Consider the following 16,151-nt stretch of genomic DNA (forward strand, 5'->3'; position numbering starts at 1 on the left):
TGCAGAGGGCGGCGGCCCCCGGAGCCGTACGCACCGAAGGGCTGTCGGCGTCCGGCCACGGGGCGACGCACACCAGGGCGTGCGGTCCGTCGGCCGCGCCCGGGCCGAGCGCCGTCCGCAGCGCGACCACCGCCCTGCCGTACTCCCTGCCGTACTCCGTGTCGTACTCCCCGTCGCGCTTCGCCGCCGGCGCCGCCGTCAGCACCGCCCGCAGCTCCCGCGACAGATCCGCGCCCGCCCGCTCCTCGTCCGCGAGCAGCGCCCCGATCCGGGTTGTCACCTCCATCGCCGCCGCCAGCCGCCCCGGTGCCGGACCGGGCTCCGTGTCCAGCAGCCAGACGTACCCCAGGACGACGCCCCGGTGCCGTACCGGCAGGCAGAGCCGGTCGCGGTACACGCCCGCGTCCGGCGCGGCAGGGATTCGCACCGGGCCCGTCGCCCGCGTGATGCCGAACCCCTCGAACCAGGTCCGCACCGCCGGTGTGGACTTCCGGGTCAGGATCGAGCGCGTACGGACCGGGTCCATCGCGGAGGCGTCCTCGCTGTCGTGCGCCCCGAAGGAGATCAGCCGGAAATCCCGGTCCTCCAGCGTCGCGGGAGCGCCCAGCAGCGCCGAGATCTCGTCGACCAGTTCCTGATAATCGCCCTTCACCCGGACATTCTCCCACCCGCTTCAGACATCTGTCTGAGATCTGCGGCACGGATGCGTGACAGCTGTCGATGGCCGTCGGCCGGGGCGATCCTTAGGTTTCACGGTGGTTCCCCGTGCCGTTTCCGATACGTCTCCGATGCGTCGGCTTCCGGTCGTTTCCGCCCCTTGCTTCCCGAGCTTCCGAGCTCCGATTCCTGTTCGTGGAGGTGCCCCGTGCTGGGTCCCGTGATCCTCGCCGCGTCGCGCAGCGACAAGATGCGCCGTCTCGTGTCCGCGGCCCCGGTGACCAAGCCGGTCGTCGACCGGTTCATCCCCGGCGAGACGGTCGACGAGGTCATCCCCATCGTCACGGATCTGGCCGACAAGGGCCTGGAGGTCACCCTCGACGTCGTCGGCGAGGACATCACCACGCCCGAGCAGGCCACCGCCGCGCGTGACGCCTACCTCCAGCTCGTCGAGCGCCTGAAGCCGCTGGGCCTCGAAGGCTGCGCCGAGATGTCCGTCAAGCTGTCGATGTTCGGCCAGGCGCTGGACGGCGGCCACGAGCTGGCCCTCGCGAACGTCCGCCCCGTCGTCGAGGCCGCCGCCGCGATCGGTACGACGGTGACGCTGGACGCCGAGGACCACACGACGCTGGACTCGATGTTCGCCATCCACGACGAGCTGCGGAAGGACTTCCCGGAGACCGGCTGCGTCATCCAGTCGTATCTCTTCCGCACCGAGGCCGACGCCCGCCGCCTCGCCGCCAACGGCAGCCGCGTCCGCCTGGTGAAGGGCGCCTACAAGGAGCCGGCGTCTGTCGCGTACCAGGACAAGGCCGAGATCGACAAGGCGTACGTCCGGATCCTCAAGATCCTCATGGCGGGCGACGGCTACCCCATGATCGGGTCGCACGACCCGCGGCTCATCGCCATCACACAGGAGCTCGCACGCCGTGCGGGGCGCAAACTGGAAGAGTACGAGTTCCAGATGCTGTACGGCATCCGCGGCGACGAGCAGCTCCGGCTCGCGGCCGAAGGCCACCGGATGCGCGTGTACACGGCGTACGGAACCGACTGGTACGGCTACTTCATGCGCCGTCTGGCGGAGAAGCCGGCGAACCTGCTGTTCTTCGCGCGCAGCATGCTGACCCGTGATTGACATGCCCGATACGCACCGCTTCTGCCGGGGGTCCGGGGGTCGTCCCCCGGGAAGGCACAGCATGCGGCGCCTCGCGGAGAAGCCGGCGAACCTGCTGTTCTTCGCGCGGTCGACGATCACCAAGAACTGATCCGGCCCCCCCACAGAACCAGAACCCGGAAACCCACCCCTCACCGAAGGAGCTACGGAACCCATGGACGCTGTGACCCAGGTCCCCGCCCCGGTCAACGAGCCGGTGCACGGCTACGCCCCCGGTTCTGCGGAGCGCGCGCGCCTTGAGGCGAAGCTCAAGGAGCTGGCCGAGAACCCCATCGACCTGCCCATGACCATCAACGGCGTCAAGCGCATGGGCCGCGGCGAGCGGGTGAACGTCGTGCAGCCGCACAACCACCAGGCGGTCATCGGCACCTTCGCCGCCGCCACCCAGGAGGACGCCCAGGACGCGGTCGACGCGGCCCTGGCCGCCGCGCCCGGCTGGCGCGCGCTGTCCTTCGACGACCGCGCCGCGATCTTCCTGCGCGCCGCCGAGCTGCTGTCCGGCCCGTGGCGCGAGACGCTGGCCGCCTCCACCATGCTCGGCCAGTCGAAGACCGCCCAGCAGGCCGAGATCGACACGCCGTGCGAGCTGATCGACTTCTGGCGCTTCAACGTCAAGTATGCCCGTGACCTGCTCGCCGAGCAGCCCCTGGCGAACTCCCCGGGCGTCTGGAACCGCCTCGACCACCGTCCGCTCGAAGGCTTCGTCTACGCGATCACGCCGTTCAACTTCACCGCGATCGCCGGCAACCTGCCCACCGCCCCCGCCCTCATGGGCAACGTGGTGGTGTGGAAGCCGTCCCCGACGCAGACCCACGCCGCCGTGCTGCTCATGGAGCTGCTGGAGGAGGCCGGTCTGCCGAAGGGCGTCATCAACCTGGTGACGGGCGACGGCATCGCCGTGTCCGAGGTGGCCCTGAACCACCCGATGCTCGCCGGTATCCACTTCACCGGCTCGACGAAGACCTTCCAGCACCTGTGGAAGACCGTCGGCAACAACATCGAGAAGTACCGCTCCTACCCGCGGATCGTCGGCGAGACGGGCGGCAAGGACTTCGTCGTCGCGCACCCGAGCGCCGACCGCGCCGTACTGAAGACCGCGCTGACCCGCGGCGCCTTCGAGTTCCAGGGCCAGAAGTGCTCGGCCACCTCGCGTGCGTACATCCCGGCCTCGATCTGGAACTCCGGCTTCAAGGAGGAGTTCGCGGCCGAGGTCGACGGCATCAAGATGGGTGACGTCACCGACCTGACGAACTTCATCGGCGCCGTCATCGACGAGCGTGCCTTCGCCAAGAACAAGGCCGCGATCGACCGCGCCAAGTCCGACCCGACCTGCACGGTCGTCGCCGGCGGCACGTACGACGACTCGGTCGGCTACTTCGTCCGCCCGACCGTCGTCGAGTGCTCGGACCCTTCGAACGAGGTCTTCACGACCGAGTACTTCGGGCCGTTCCTCGCCGTGCACGTGTACGAGGACGACCGGTACGAGGCGATGCTGGAGCAGATGGAGTCGGTGTCGGCCTACGCGCTGACCGGCTCGGTCATCTCGGCCGACCGCGCCGCCGCCGCGTACACGATGGAGAAGCTGCGGTACGCCGCGGGCAACTTCTACATCAACGACAAGTCGACCGGTGCCGTCGTCGGCCAGCAGCCCTTCGGCGGCGGCCGCGCCTCCGGTACGAACGACAAGGCCGGCGCCCCGCAGAACCTGATGCGCTGGACGCTGACCCGCGCCATCAAGGAGACGCTGGTCCCGCCGACCGAGTACGGCTACCCGCACATGGGCTGACCGCGGTAGCCCTCCACACGGGCTGACCGCGGCAGCCCTCCCGTAGACACCGCCCCCCTTCGGCGCCCCCACGCCGGACGGGGGCGGTTCTCATGTGCGCGCGGGTGCGCGCGGGCGGCGGGATCGCGCCCTTGTCAGGGTGATGCGTACATGTCAGATTCCTTCATCGGTATCCCCACGCCGCACCGACGAAGGAGCCCCCCCACATGAGACGCACCACCCGTGCGCGCACACTCCTGTCCGCCCTGCTCGTCGCCGCGTCCCTCGGCCTCGGCCTCGGCGCCGCCCCGGCCGGCGCCGCGGGCGAGGCGAACGTCTTCGCCCTCGACGCCGCCGTCGAACGCGCCCTCGGCGACGAGAGTGCCGGCACCTACGTCGACGCCGCGACCGGCCGGCTCGTCGTCACCGTCACCACCGAGGCCGCCGCCGAGCGCGTCCGCGCCGCCGGTGCCACACCGAAGCGCGTCCAGCGCGGCGCCGCGCAGCTCGACGCCGCCATGGCGACCCTGGAGGAACAGGCCAAGATCACCGGCACCTCCTGGGGCCTGGACCCGCGCACCAACCAGATCGCCGTGGAGGCCGACTCCTCCGTGTCCGCCAAGGACATGGCCCGCCTCCGCAAGGTCGCCGCCTCGCTCGACGGCGCGGTACGCGTCACCCGCGTACCCGGCGTCTTCCAGCGCGAGGTCGCCGGCGGTGACGCGATCTACGGCGGCGGCTCACGCTGCTCGGCCGCCTTCAACGTCACCAAGAACGGCGTCCGGTACTTCCTGACGGCCGGCCACTGCACCGACATCTCCTCGACCTGGTCCGCGACCTCCGGCGGCTCCTCCATAGGCGTCCGCGAGGGCAGCAGCTTCCCGACCAACGACTACGGCATCGTCCGCTACACCACCACCAGCAACACCACCGGCCGCGTCAACCTCTACAACGGCGGCTACCAGGACATCGCCTCCGCCGCCGACGCCGTCGTCGGCCAGTCCATCCGCAAGAGCGGCTCCACCACCAAGGTGACCAGCGGCACCGTCACGGCCGTGAACGTCACCGTCAACTACAGCAGCGGCCCCGTGTACGGCATGGTCCGTACGACCGCCTGCTCGGCCGGCGGCGACAGCGGCGGCGCCCACTTCGCGGGCTCGGTCGCGCTCGGCATCCACTCCGGCAGCTCCGGCTGCTCGGGCACCAGCGGCTCGGCCATCCACCAGCCGGTGCGCGAGGCGCTCGCCGCGTACGGCGTGAACGTGTACTGAGCCGCCCCCGCGCCGGCGGGAGTGGTGTCACAGTGGGCGGTATGACCGACCGTCTGCGTACCGCCCACACCTACGAGTTGAAGCCCGCCATACTCGACGAGCTCCGGGCCGTGCTCCACAGCGCCTTCGACGGGGACTTCTCCGATGAGGACTGGGAGCACGGCCTCGGCGGCGTCCACGCCTACGTCGAGGACGCCGACGGGCGGATCGCCGCGCACGGCAGCGTGATCATGCGCCGCGTGGTGCACGCGGGGCACGCCCACCGCGTCGGCTACGTGGAGGGGGTCGGCGTACGGCCCGACCGCCGCCGGCAGGGTCTCGGCGGCCGGGTCATGGCGGCGCTGGAGGAAGTGATCGACGGCGCGTACGACTTCGGGGCCCTGTCCGCGTCCGACGAGGGCGCGCCGCTCTACCGGGAGCGGGGCTGGCAGCTCTGGAACGGCCGCGTCGAGGCGTACGGGCCGCGGGGCGTGATCCACCTGCCGGACGAGGAGGACAGCACGTTCCTCCGGCCGGCCGCGGGGCGTCCACTGCCCGCGGCGGAGCGGGGTGCGCTGCTCTTCGACTGGCGCGACGGCGACCTGCTGTGATGTGACGTTCCGTGGTGCTCGGGCCAACGGCTCGCCCTCGCTCGTCTCAGATAGTAGGAAGTCCGAGTAATTGTGGAGACAGGGACGGTCGGCGCACTTAGCTTGGGATGAGCCGAACGTCTCGCCTCATCGGCGAATGGCGGTCGAGAGCGCGGTGCCCCTGGCAGGCCACCCCTGCGGCAGCGCTCCCCGCCCCTTCCGGCGCCTTCACTTCCCTCATCTGAAGGAGTCGTCTCCCATGGCCACTGCCACCGTCGTTCGCCGTGCCCGCGTCCGCCACACCGCCGCCCGCCCCTCCGAGGCCGAGCGCAAGAACGCCGCCGCCGCACTGCAGCGCGCGCTCGACCGCCGCGACAACGGCGGCTCCACGGGCCACTGACCGACCGCCGCCGACCGTCCGCCGCTTCCCCGTCCCGTCTCTCGTCACTTCGTCGATTCGTCACTTCGTCGGTTCGTCCATATGGTGGACGGACGATGTCAGGCAATGGGACGAGTGAGTAGGGTGCCGCCATGTCTCGCAGCATCAATCTCGCAGTGATCCCCGGTGACGGCATCGGCCAGGAGGTCGTGGCCCAGGGACTCAAGGTCCTCCGCGCCGTCCTTCCGCAGGATGTGAAGCTGGAGACCAAGGAGTACGACCTCGGCGCCCAGCGCTGGCACCGCACCGGTGAGACCCTCCCCGACGCGGAGCTGGAGTCCCTCAAGGGCCACGACGCCATCCTGCTCGGCGCGATCGGCGACCCGTCCGTGCCGTCCGGCGTCCTGGAGCGCGGTCTCCTCCTGAAACTGCGCTTCGCGTTCGACCACTACGTCAACCTGCGCCCGTCGAAGCTGTTCCCGAACACGGCGACCCCGCTCGCCGGGCGCCCGGACATCGACTTCGTCGTCGTCCGCGAGGGCACCGAGGGCCCGTACACCGGCAACGGCGGCTCGCTGCGCACCGGCACGCCCGCCGAGGTGGCCACCGAGGTCAGCGTCAACACCGCGTACGGCGTCGAGCGCGTCGTCAGGGACGCGTACGAGCGCGCCAAGGCCCGCCCCCGCAAGAAGCTGACCCTGGTCCACAAGAACAACGTGCTCGTGTACGCCGGCCACATGTGGAAGAAGATCTTCGACAAGGTCGGCGAGGAGTACCCCGAGGTCACCACCGACTATCTGCACGTCGACGCCGCGACGATCTTCTTCGTCACGCAGCCCGAGCGGTTCGACGTCATCGTCACCGACAACCTCTTCGGCGACATCCTGACCGACCTCGCCGCCGCCGTGACCGGCGGCATCGGCCTGGCCGCGTCCGGCAACATCAACCCGACGGGCGCGTTCCCGTCGATGTTCGAGCCGGTGCACGGCTCCGCGCCCGACATCGCGGGCACCGGCAAGGCCGACCCCACCGCCACGATCCTGTCCGTGGCACTGCTCCTGCGCCACCTCGGGTACGACGCCGAGGCCGCCCGCGTCGAGGACGCCGTAGCCGCCGACCTCACCGCGCGCACCGGCGCCGCCGCCCGTACGACGGACGAGATCGGCGACGCGCTCGCGGTACGCGTAGCGAGCTGACCCGCCGACTGGAGACCACCAGACACAGCCGCCGGGTCGCATCCCACGCACCCGGCGGCTTCTCCTGTGCGGCCGCGGGGTGCCACCATCGAAGCCTGGACCGCGGTCACACCCACCCGTTTCCCTGGCCCGGCCCCCCGAGCGATAATCGAACGCGGGGCCGCGGCATGCGGTAATGCTCGGACGTCCTAGCAGCAGCAGCGTCAGCGGCTGGTACGGCGTGAGCGCGGTCCGTCACACACAACCGGTGAAGGACACAGCACTCATGACGACGCCCACGACGATCGAGCTCAAGCCCTCCTCGAACCCGCTGTCCGCCGCGGAGCGCGAGGCCATCCTGGCCAACCCCGGTTTCGGCCGCCACTTCACCGACCACATGGTGACGATCAAGTGGACCGAGGGCCGCGGCTGGCACGACGCCCAGCTCGTCCCGTACGGCCCGCTCTCCCTCGACCCGGCCACGCAGGTCCTGCACTACGCGCAGGAGATCTTCGAGGGCATGAAGGCCTACCGTCGCCCCGACGGCTCCGTCTCCCTGTTCCGCCCCGAGGCGAACGCGCGCCGCTTCCAGGCGTCCGCCCGCCGGCTGGCCATGCCCGAGCTGCCCGTCGAGACCTTCATCGAGGCCTGCGACGCGCTCGTCCGCCAGGACGAGGCCTGGGTGCCCGCCCACGGCGGCGAGGACTCCCTCTACCTGCGGCCCTTCATGATCGCGACCGAGGTCGGGCTGGGCGTCAGGCCGGCCAACGAGTACCTGTTCGCGGTCATCGCCTCGCCCGCCGGCGCGTACTTCCCCGGCGGTGTGAAGCCGGTCTCCATCTGGCTCTCCGAGGACCGCGTCCGCGCCGTCCCCGGCGGCATGGGCGACGCCAAGACGGGCGGCAACTACGCCGCGTCACTCCTCGCCCAGGCCGAGGCCGCGGAGAAGGGCTGCGACCAGGTCGCCTACCTCGACGCCGTGGAGCACAAGTGGGTCGAGGAGCTGGGCGGCATGAACCTGTACTTCGTGTACGGGGGCGCAGCCGGTGAGAAGCCGGTGATCGTCACCCCCGCCCTCACCGGCTCCCTGCTCGCGGGCATCACCCGCGACTCGCTCCTCCAGCTCGCGAAGGACCTCGGTTACGAGTCCCGGGAGGGCCGCGTCTCCATCGACCAGTGGCGGGCCGACACCGAGAACGGCACCCTCACCGAGGTCTTCGCCTGCGGCACGGCCGCGGTGATCACCCCGGTCGGCACGGTCAAGTGCGCGTCCGGCGAGTGGCAGCACTCCGGCGGCGAACCGGGCGAGGTCACCCTGAAGCTCCGCGAGGCCCTGCTGGCCATCCAGACCGGCGCGGCCGAGGACGTCCACGGCTGGACGCACCCGGTGGCCTGAGGCCCCAGCGCTTTCCGAGCGCCCGACTCCCCCAGGAGTCGGGCGCTCGCCCTTTTCCGCCGCGGGTCCCGCCGCCGGCAGGACCATGGCGCATGTTTAGAGCGGCGCTCAATGTAACCTGCATCGCGGATATCCGCCAACGGTTCCCCTCAAGGAAAGTCACGGTTAGAGTGGTGCTCTAACTTTGTTGAACTTCGTGCACGCCAGGAGGTGTGAAGACGTGCGACTGACCCCCACGGAACGCGACCGGCTGCTGCTTTTCGGCGCCGCCGAACTCGCCCGGGCCCGCCGCGCCCGTGGACTGCGGCTCAACGTCCCGGAGGCCACCGCCCTCATCGCGGACACCGTCTGCGAGGCCGCCCGCGACGGCCGGCGCCTCGCGGAGGCGATCGCGGCCGCACGCTCCGTGCTCGGCCCGGACGACGTCCTGCCGGGCGTCGCCGACGTCGTCACCGAGGTCCACGTCGAGGCCGTCTTCGACGACGGCTCCCGCCTCGCGGTGGTCACCGACCCCATCGGCGGCACGGGCGCGGGCACGGACGCCCCGGGCGCGCTCCTGCCGGGGCCCGGCTACGCCGAGCTGGTCCCGGACGTGAGGCTCAAGGTCCGCAACACCGCGCCCGTGCCGGTCAGCGTCACCTCGCACTTCCACTTCTTCGAGGCCAACCCACGGCTGCGCTTCGACCGCGCCGCCGCGTACGGCATGCGGCTGTGCGTCCCGGCGGGGGCCTCCATGCGGTTCGACCCCGGCGGCGAGGCCCAGGTGGGCCTCGTGCCCATCGGCGGCGACCGGATCGCCATCGGCTTCGCCGGCCTCGTCGACGGACCGCTGGACGCTCCGGGGGCGAAGGAGGAGGCCCTGCGCAGGGCCGCCGCCTGCGGCTACCTCGGCGTATCCGACACCACTGACCAGGAGGTCGAGCGATGAGCCGCCCCGGAGGCCACCCCGCCGAGGCCGTCCGCCTCACCCCGTACGAGTACGCCGCCACCCACGGCCCCCGCGCCGGCGACCGCGTCCGCCTCGGCGACTCCGGGCTGACCGTACGTGTCGAGTCCGACTCCCAGAAGCCCGGCGACGAGTTCCTCGCGGGCTTCGGCAAGACCGCCCGCGACGGACTGCACCTGAAGGCCGCCGCCGTCCGCGACACCTGCGACGTCGTCATCAGCAACGTCCTCGTCATCGACGCCGTCCAGGGCATCCGCAAGGTGTCCATCGGCATCCGCGAGGGCCGCATCCACGCCATCGGCCGCGCCGGCAACCCCGACACCCTCGACGGCGTCGACGTCGTCGTCGGCACGGGCACGTCCATCGTGTCCGGCGAGGGCCTGATCGCCACGGCGGGAGCGGTGGACACCCACGTCCACCTCCTGTCCCCGCGCATCATGGAGGCGTCCCTCGCCTCCGGCGTCACCACGATCATCGGCCAGGAGTTCGGCCCCGTCTGGGGCGTCGGCGTCAACTCGCCCTGGGCGCTGAAGCACGCCTTCAACGCCTTCGACGCCTGGCCCGTCAACATCGGCTTCCTGGCGCGCGGCTCCTCCTCCCACGAGGCCCCGCTGATCGAGGCGCTCGCCGAGGGCGGCGCCTCCGGCTTCAAGGTCCACGAGGACATGGGCGCCCACACCCGCGCCCTCGACACCGCCCTGCGCGTCGCCGAGGACCACGACGTCCAGGTCGCCCTGCACAGCGACGGCCTCAACGAGTGCCTGTCGGTCGAGGACACCCTGAAGGTCCTCGAAGGCCGTACGATCCACGCCTTCCACATCGAGGGCTGCGGCGGCGGACACGTCCCCAACGTCCTGAAGATGGCCGGCGTCCCGAACGTCATCGGCTCGTCCACCAACCCCACCCTCCCCTTCGGGCGGGACGCGGTCGCCGAGCACTACGGCATGATCGTCTCCGTCCACGACCTGAAGACCGACCTGCCCGGCGACGCCGCCATGGCCCGCGACCGCATCCGGTCCGGGACGATGGGCGCGGAGGACGTGCTGCACGACCTCGGCGCCATCGGCATCACGTCGTCGGACGCACAGGGCATGGGAAGGGCCGGCGAGACCGTACGCCGGACCTTCGCCATGGCCGGGAAGATGAAGGCCGAACTGGGCCCGCTGGACGGCGACGGCGACGGCGACGACAACGCCCGCGTCCTGCGCTACATGGCCAAGCTCACCATCAACCCGGCGATCGCCCACGGCCTCGCGCACGAGGTCGGCTCGATCGAGACCGGCAAGCTCGCCGACATCGTGCTGTGGCGGCCGGAGTTCTTCGGCGCGAAGCCGCAGCTCGTCCTCAAGGCCGGCTTCCCGGCGTACGGGGTCGTGGGCGACCCGAACGCGGCCACCGACACCTGCGAACCCCTCGTGCTCGGCCCCCAGTTCGGCGCACACGGCACGACGCCCGCCGACATCTCCGTCGCGTTCGTGTCCGGCGCGGCGGCGCAGCTCGGCGCCGACCGGATGCCGACGCGCCGCCGCAGGGTGGCCGTACGGAACACCCGTGGCATCGGCCCCGGGAACCTCCTCCTCAACTCCCGTATCGGAGACGTGGCCGTGGACGCCCGTACCGGCCTCGTCACCCTCGACGGCGACCCCGTCCGCTCGGAACCGGCCGACTCCGTCTCCCTCAACCGCCTCTACTTCCTCTGAGGACACCTCCATGAACTTCCGCATGCCCGCAGAGTGGGCTCCCCACGAGCGCACCTGGATGGCCTGGCCCAGCCCCAACCCGACCTTCACCGACGCCGACGAGCTGGCGGAGGCCCGCGCCGCCTGGGCGTCCGTCGCCCGCGCCGTGCGCCGCTTCGAACCGGTGACGATGGTGGTGGCCCCGGGCGACGCCCCGGCGGCGAGGGAACTGCTGGGCCCGGACATCGACCTCATCGAACGGGACCTGGACGACGCCTGGATGCGGGACATCGGCCCGACGTTCGTCACGAACGGCACGGAACTCGCCGCCGTGGACTGGGTGTTCAACGGCTGGGGCGCGGCGGACTGGGCGCGCTGGGAGCACGACTCCAAGATCGCCCGCCATGTGGCCGACGCGGCGGGCGTCGCGGTGCACAGCAGTCCTCTGGTCAACGAGGGCGGCGCCATCCACGTCGACGGCGAGGGCACGGTCCTGTTGACGGACACCGTCCAGCTCGGCCCGGAGCGCAACCCCGGCTGGTCCCGCGCCCAGGTCGAGGCCGAGATCCACGCGAAGCTCGGCACGACGAAAGCCATCTGGCTGCCTCGCGGACTCTCCGGCGACTACGGCATGTACGGCACGCGCGGCCACGTCGACATCGTCGCCGCCTTCGCCCGCCCCGGCGTCGTCGTGGCCCACACCCAGCCCGACCCCGCCCACCCGGACCACGAGCTGTGCAAGGCCAACGTCGCCCTGCTCCGCTCCCAGACCGACGCCCGCGGCCGCGCCCTGGAGGTCGTCGAGATCCCCGCCCCGACCGTCCTCCAGGAGGACGGCGAGTGGGTCGACTACTCGTACATCAACCACTACATCTGCAACGGCGGCGTCGTGCTCTGCGCCTTCGACGACCCGCGCGACGAGATCGCGGCCGGCATCTTCCGCCGCCTCTTCCCGGACCGCACGGTCACCCTGGTCGACGCCCGCACGATCTTCGCGGGCGGCGGCGGCATCCACTGCATCACCCAGCAGCAGCCGAGGGTCTGACCGGAACGTCACACCCACCCCGCCTGATCAGGTACAACGTACGAGTGAACGAACCCCACAAGGCGACGCGGCCGCACCCGGGGCGGCGCCGGAACACGGCGCCGCCCCGGGAGGACGTGCTGGCCGCGGCCATGGCGACCATCGCCGAGCGCGGTCTGGAGGGCCTCACCATGGCCGGGCTCGGCCGCGAGGTCGGCATGAGCAGCGGCCACCTCCTCTACTACTTCCGCACCAAGGACGAGCTGCTGCTGCGCACCCTGGAGTGGAGCGAGGGCCGGCTCGGCGCCGAGCGCAGCGCACTTCTGTCGCAGCAGCACCTCCCCGTCGCCGAGCGCCTCCGCGCGTACGTCGAGCTGTACGTGCCCGACGGCCCGCGCGACCCGCACTGGACGCTGTGGCTGGAGGTCTGGAACCGGTCGCAGAACGCCGACGACGACGCCCGCGCCCGGCAGGCCGCCATCGAGGGGGCCTGGCACCGCGACCTGGTCGCCCTGCTCGCCGAGGGCATCTCGCACGGCGAGCTGCGCCGCGTCGACCCCGACAGGTACGCGACCCGGCTGCGCGCCCTCCTGGACGGGTTCAGCGTGCACGTGGCCGTCGGGATACCGGGCACGGGCCGGGAGCAGGTGCTCACCCACGTACGCGACCACATCGAGGAGTCCCTGCTGGCGACCGGGGGCGCCGCCGCGGAAGCCTGACCGCATGGTGAGACCCATGCCCACCCCCTGGCCCCCTTGTGGCAAACTGCCCCCGTGCTCGCAAACCCGATGATTATCGGCAGCGGCGCGCCGGTCCGCAGTGACCGCTGAACCACGACAGCACTCCGTCGCGGCAGCGGACACCGTGTCCCAGACCCGCGCGCAGACCTCTCGCACCCGCGAGGGGTCTTTTCGTTTTCCGGGCCCCACCCATGGGCCGGGCGGCGGCGCGCGAGAATGGGGGCAAGTGGAGCCACCCCTTCAGCCGGACCCCTTCAGTCTTCAGTCGGACCCTTCAGCCGGCCCGGAGCCACATCCCACAGGAGCAGGACAGCAGCCATGACCACGGATCAGCCGACCGTCGACGACGGCTTCCACGTCTTCGACACGACCCTCCGCGACGGCGCCCAGCGCGAGGGCATCAACCTCACCGTCGCCGACAAGCTGACCATCGCGCGGCACCTGGACGAATTCGGCGTGGGATTCATCGAGGGCGGCTGGCCCGGCGCCAACCCGCGCGACACCGAGTTCTTCGCCCGCGCCCGCGCGGAGATCGATTTCCGGCACGCCCAGCTCGTGGCCTTCGGCGCCACCCGCCGCGCCGGCATCCAGGCGGCCGACGACCCGCAGGTCAAGGCCCTCCTGGCGGCCGGCGCCCCGGTGATCACGCTGGTCGCCAAATCCCACGACCGCCATGTCGAGCTGGCCCTGCGCACCACCCTGGACGAGAACCTCGCCATGGTCCGCGACACCGTCTCGTACCTGCGCGAGCAGGGCCGCAGGGTCTTCGTCGACTGCGAGCACTTCTTCGACGGCTACAAGGCGAACCCCGAGTACGCGAAAGCCGTCGTCCGCGCCGCCTCCGAGGCCGGCGCGGACGTCGTGGTCCTGTGCGACACCAACGGCGGCATGCTCCCCGCCCAGGTCCAGGCCGTGGTCTCGACCGTGCTCGCCGACACGGGCGCCCGCCTCGGCATCCACGCCCAGGACGACACGGGCTGCGCCGTCGCCAACACCCTGGCGGCGGTCGACGGCGGCGCCACGCACGTCCAGTGCACCGCCAACGGCTACGGCGAGCGGGTCGGCAACGCCAACCTGTTCCCGGTGGTGGCGGCGCTGGAGCTGAAGTACAACAAGCGGGTGCTGCCTCCGGGCTCCCTGGCGGAGATGACGCGGATCTCCCACGCCATCGCGGAGGTCGTCAACCTCACCCCGTCCACGCACCAGCCGTACGTCGGTGTCTCGGCCTTCGCGCACAAGGCGGGCCTCCACGCCTCCGCGATCAAGGTCGACCCGGACCTGTACCAGCACATCGACCCGGAGCTGGTCGGCAACACCATGCGGATGCTGGTCTCCGACATGGCGGGCCGCGCGTCGGTCGAGCTCAAGGGCAAGGAGCTCGGCGTCGACCTTGGCGGCGACCGCGAGCTGGTCGGCCGGGTCGTGGACCGCGTCAAGGAACGGGAGCTCCGCGGCTACACGTACGAGGCGGCGGACGCGTCCTTCGAGCTGCTGCTCCGCGAGGAGGTCGAGGGCCGCCCGCTCCGCTACTTCCGTACGGAGTCCTGGCGGGCGATCGTCGAGGACCGCCCGGACGGCACCCACGCCAACGAGGCGACGGTCAAGGTCTGGGCGGACGGCGAACGGATCGTCGCCACGGCCGAGGGCAACGGCCCGGTGAACGCCCTGGACCGCGCCCTGCTGGTGGCCCTGGAGCGGATCTATCCGCAGATGGCGAAGTTCGAGCTCGTCGACTACAAGGTCCGCATCCTGGAGGGCCGCCACGGCACGGAGTCCACGACCCGCGTCCTGATCACGACGAGCGACGGCGACGCGGAGTGGGCGACGGTCGGCGTGGGCGAGAACGTGATCGCGGCATCGTGGCAGGCGCTGACGGACGCGTACACGTACGGCCTGCTCAGGGCAGGCGTGAAGCCCACAGAAAAGTAACAGAAAGAACCTGTCACCGACTTTGCCCAAATTTCACCCCTTTGGGGTAGCTTCGATGATATGAGGCCGAGCGGGTTCTTCTTCTCTCCGCTGTCGGCCGTGGCGGGGCTGGTACTGGCGCTCCTCCTGGTCCTGGTCCCCGCCGCGGGCGCCAACGCGGCTGCCTCCGACGGCCTGCGGGAGGCGGCGACGGCGCTGAGGCAGGGCCCGGTGTACGTCCACCCGGCGGCGGCGGACCAGCTCCCGCCGGCGGAGGCGGAGGCCCTGGAACAGAAGATCGTCCAGGCGGACAAACCGCTGATGGTGGCGGTCCTCCCCGCCACACCGGACTTCCCCCCGGACACCCTCCTCCGTGACCTCCGCACGCTCACGGGCGTGACGGGCGTGTACGCGGTGCGCCTGGGCGACGCCTTCGACGCGGGCGCGGACCGGGTGGTCCTGCCGACGCGGGCGGTGGAGAACCTGGTGGCGGCGGTCCACCAGCCCGGCGTGGACGCGGCGACGGAGCTGAACAGCTTCGTGGACCAGGCCCTCCCGCAGACCCGCGGCTCGGCACCGTCGTCCTGGGCGGGCGTCCCGGACGAAGGCGCCCGGGACGGCGCCCCGGAAGGCGCCCCGGTGGGCGGCCTGATCACGCTCGGCGCGCTGCTGCTCGCGACGACGGCGGGCGTCGGCGCGGCGACCCTCCGTAAGCGCAGCCGCATCCGGGCCGAGGAGAACGAGGCCCTGGAGAAGCTCCGCACGGTGGTGGACGAGGACATCACGGCGTACGGCGAGGAACTGGACCGCCTGGACTTCCACCCCGCGGACCCGGCGGCCGACGACGCGATGCGCACGGACTACGAGCACGCGCTGGACGCCTACGACAAGGCGAAGACCCTCATGTCCCGCGCCCGCCACCCCCACGACGTCCGCCCCGTCACCGAGACCTTGACGGACGGCCGCTTCGCGCTGGCCGTCCTTGCCGCCCGCCGCGAGGGCCGCCCGCTTCCCGAGCGGCGGGCACCCTGCTTCTTCGACCCGCGCCATGGCCCGTCGGTCACGGACCTCCCGTGGACCCCGCCCGGCGGCACACCCCGGGACGTCCCGGTCTGCGCGGCGGACGAGTCCCGCATCAAGACCGGCGAGCCCCCGGAGGCCCGCACGGTCGCCACGCCCCAGGGCCCCCGCCCGTACTGGGAGGCCGGCCCGGCCTACGGCCCCTGGGCGGGCGGCTACTACGGCGGCACCCTCCTCCCGGGCCTCCTCGGCGGCACGATGCTCGGCTCGATGCTCTCCACCCCGGCGTACGCCGCCGAATACGGCGGCGAAGGCTTCACGGGCGGCGACTTCTCGGGCGCGGACTACAACCCGTCCGACTTCGGCGGCGGCGACTTCGGAGGCACCGGCGGCGACTTCGGCGGCGGCTTCGGGGGCGGGGACTTCGGCGGCGGGTTCTGAGGCGGAT

13 protein-coding genes and 1 pseudogene are annotated in these 16,151 nt (G+C 71.6%); 13 read left to right on the plus strand and 1 reads right to left on the minus strand.

All coding sequences use genetic code 11. The features are described 5' to 3' along the window. A pseudogene (locus tag HTZ82_RS28775) lies at positions 1–652 on the minus strand (PucR family transcriptional regulator); the annotation flags it as partial. A gap of 213 nt (positions 653–865) precedes the next feature. Between HTZ82_RS28775 and HTZ82_RS28780 the strand changes: the two are divergent. The 13 genes from HTZ82_RS28780 to HTZ82_RS28840 all read left to right on the plus strand — a co-directional run bounded on the left by HTZ82_RS28780 (position 866) and on the right by HTZ82_RS28840 (position 16,144). After that, positions 866–1,792 carry a proline dehydrogenase family protein gene (locus HTZ82_RS28780; RefSeq protein WP_175412314.1) on the plus strand — a complete coding sequence of 309 codons (927 nt, stop codon included), beginning with the start codon at positions 866–868 and terminating at the stop codon, positions 1,790–1,792. Positions 1,793–1,985: 193 nt separating this feature from the next. Further along, a complete protein-coding gene (gene pruA / locus HTZ82_RS28785) occupies positions 1,986–3,617 on the plus strand; it encodes an L-glutamate gamma-semialdehyde dehydrogenase (protein WP_175412315.1) in 1,632 nt (543 codons plus the stop codon). A 206-nt stretch (positions 3,618–3,823) separates the two neighbouring features. Next, entirely contained in the window at positions 3,824–4,867 is a 1,044-nt protein-coding gene (locus tag HTZ82_RS28790; RefSeq protein ID WP_175412316.1) for a S1 family peptidase, read from the plus strand. A 41-nt stretch (positions 4,868–4,908) separates the two neighbouring features. Continuing rightward, the gene (locus HTZ82_RS28795; RefSeq protein ID WP_175412317.1) at positions 4,909–5,457 is read left to right on the plus strand and encodes a GNAT family N-acetyltransferase; all 549 of its coding nucleotides are present in this window, start codon (positions 4,909–4,911) and stop codon (positions 5,455–5,457) included. A 238-nt stretch (positions 5,458–5,695) separates the two neighbouring features. After that, positions 5,696–5,836, plus strand: coding sequence for a hypothetical protein (locus HTZ82_RS28800; RefSeq protein ID WP_175412318.1), 141 nt, complete (start codon positions 5,696–5,698; stop codon positions 5,834–5,836). Positions 5,837–5,967: 131 nt separating this feature from the next. Continuing rightward, complete coding sequence (locus tag HTZ82_RS28805; RefSeq protein ID WP_175412319.1) at positions 5,968–7,011, plus strand: 3-isopropylmalate dehydrogenase; 1,044 nt, start codon at positions 5,968–5,970, stop codon at positions 7,009–7,011. A gap of 265 nt (positions 7,012–7,276) precedes the next feature. Beyond that, on the plus strand, positions 7,277–8,386 hold the full coding sequence (locus HTZ82_RS28810) for a branched-chain amino acid aminotransferase (protein WP_175412320.1): 1,110 nt from the start codon (positions 7,277–7,279) through the stop codon (positions 8,384–8,386). Positions 8,387–8,606: 220 nt separating this feature from the next. Beyond that, the gene (gene ureA / locus HTZ82_RS28815) at positions 8,607–9,314 is read left to right on the plus strand and encodes an urease subunit gamma (protein ID WP_175412321.1); all 708 of its coding nucleotides are present in this window, start codon (positions 8,607–8,609) and stop codon (positions 9,312–9,314) included. Next, the gene (locus HTZ82_RS28820; RefSeq protein ID WP_175412322.1) at positions 9,311–11,032 is read left to right on the plus strand and encodes an urease subunit alpha; all 1,722 of its coding nucleotides are present in this window, start codon (positions 9,311–9,313) and stop codon (positions 11,030–11,032) included. The genes ureA and HTZ82_RS28820 overlap by 4 nt, the downstream gene beginning before the upstream one ends. Positions 11,033–11,042: 10 nt before the next feature. Then, positions 11,043–12,056, plus strand: a complete 1,014-nt coding sequence (locus HTZ82_RS28825; RefSeq protein ID WP_175412323.1) for an agmatine/peptidylarginine deiminase — start codon at positions 11,043–11,045, stop codon at positions 12,054–12,056. Between the two features lie 131 nt (positions 12,057–12,187). After that, a complete protein-coding gene (locus HTZ82_RS28830; RefSeq protein ID WP_175412335.1) occupies positions 12,188–12,754 on the plus strand; it encodes a TetR/AcrR family transcriptional regulator in 567 nt (188 codons plus the stop codon). A gap of 339 nt (positions 12,755–13,093) precedes the next feature. Continuing rightward, the gene (gene cimA / locus HTZ82_RS28835; protein ID WP_175412324.1) at positions 13,094–14,704 is read left to right on the plus strand and encodes a citramalate synthase; all 1,611 of its coding nucleotides are present in this window, start codon (positions 13,094–13,096) and stop codon (positions 14,702–14,704) included. 60 nt (positions 14,705–14,764) lie between these two features. After that, positions 14,765–16,144, plus strand: a complete 1,380-nt coding sequence (locus HTZ82_RS28840; protein WP_175412325.1) for a hypothetical protein — start codon at positions 14,765–14,767, stop codon at positions 16,142–16,144. Positions 16,145–16,151 lie beyond the last annotated feature (7 nt).

Source organism: Streptomyces sp. TRM64462 (assembly GCF_013362995.1).
GTDB lineage: Bacteria > Actinomycetota > Actinomycetes > Streptomycetales > Streptomycetaceae > Streptomyces.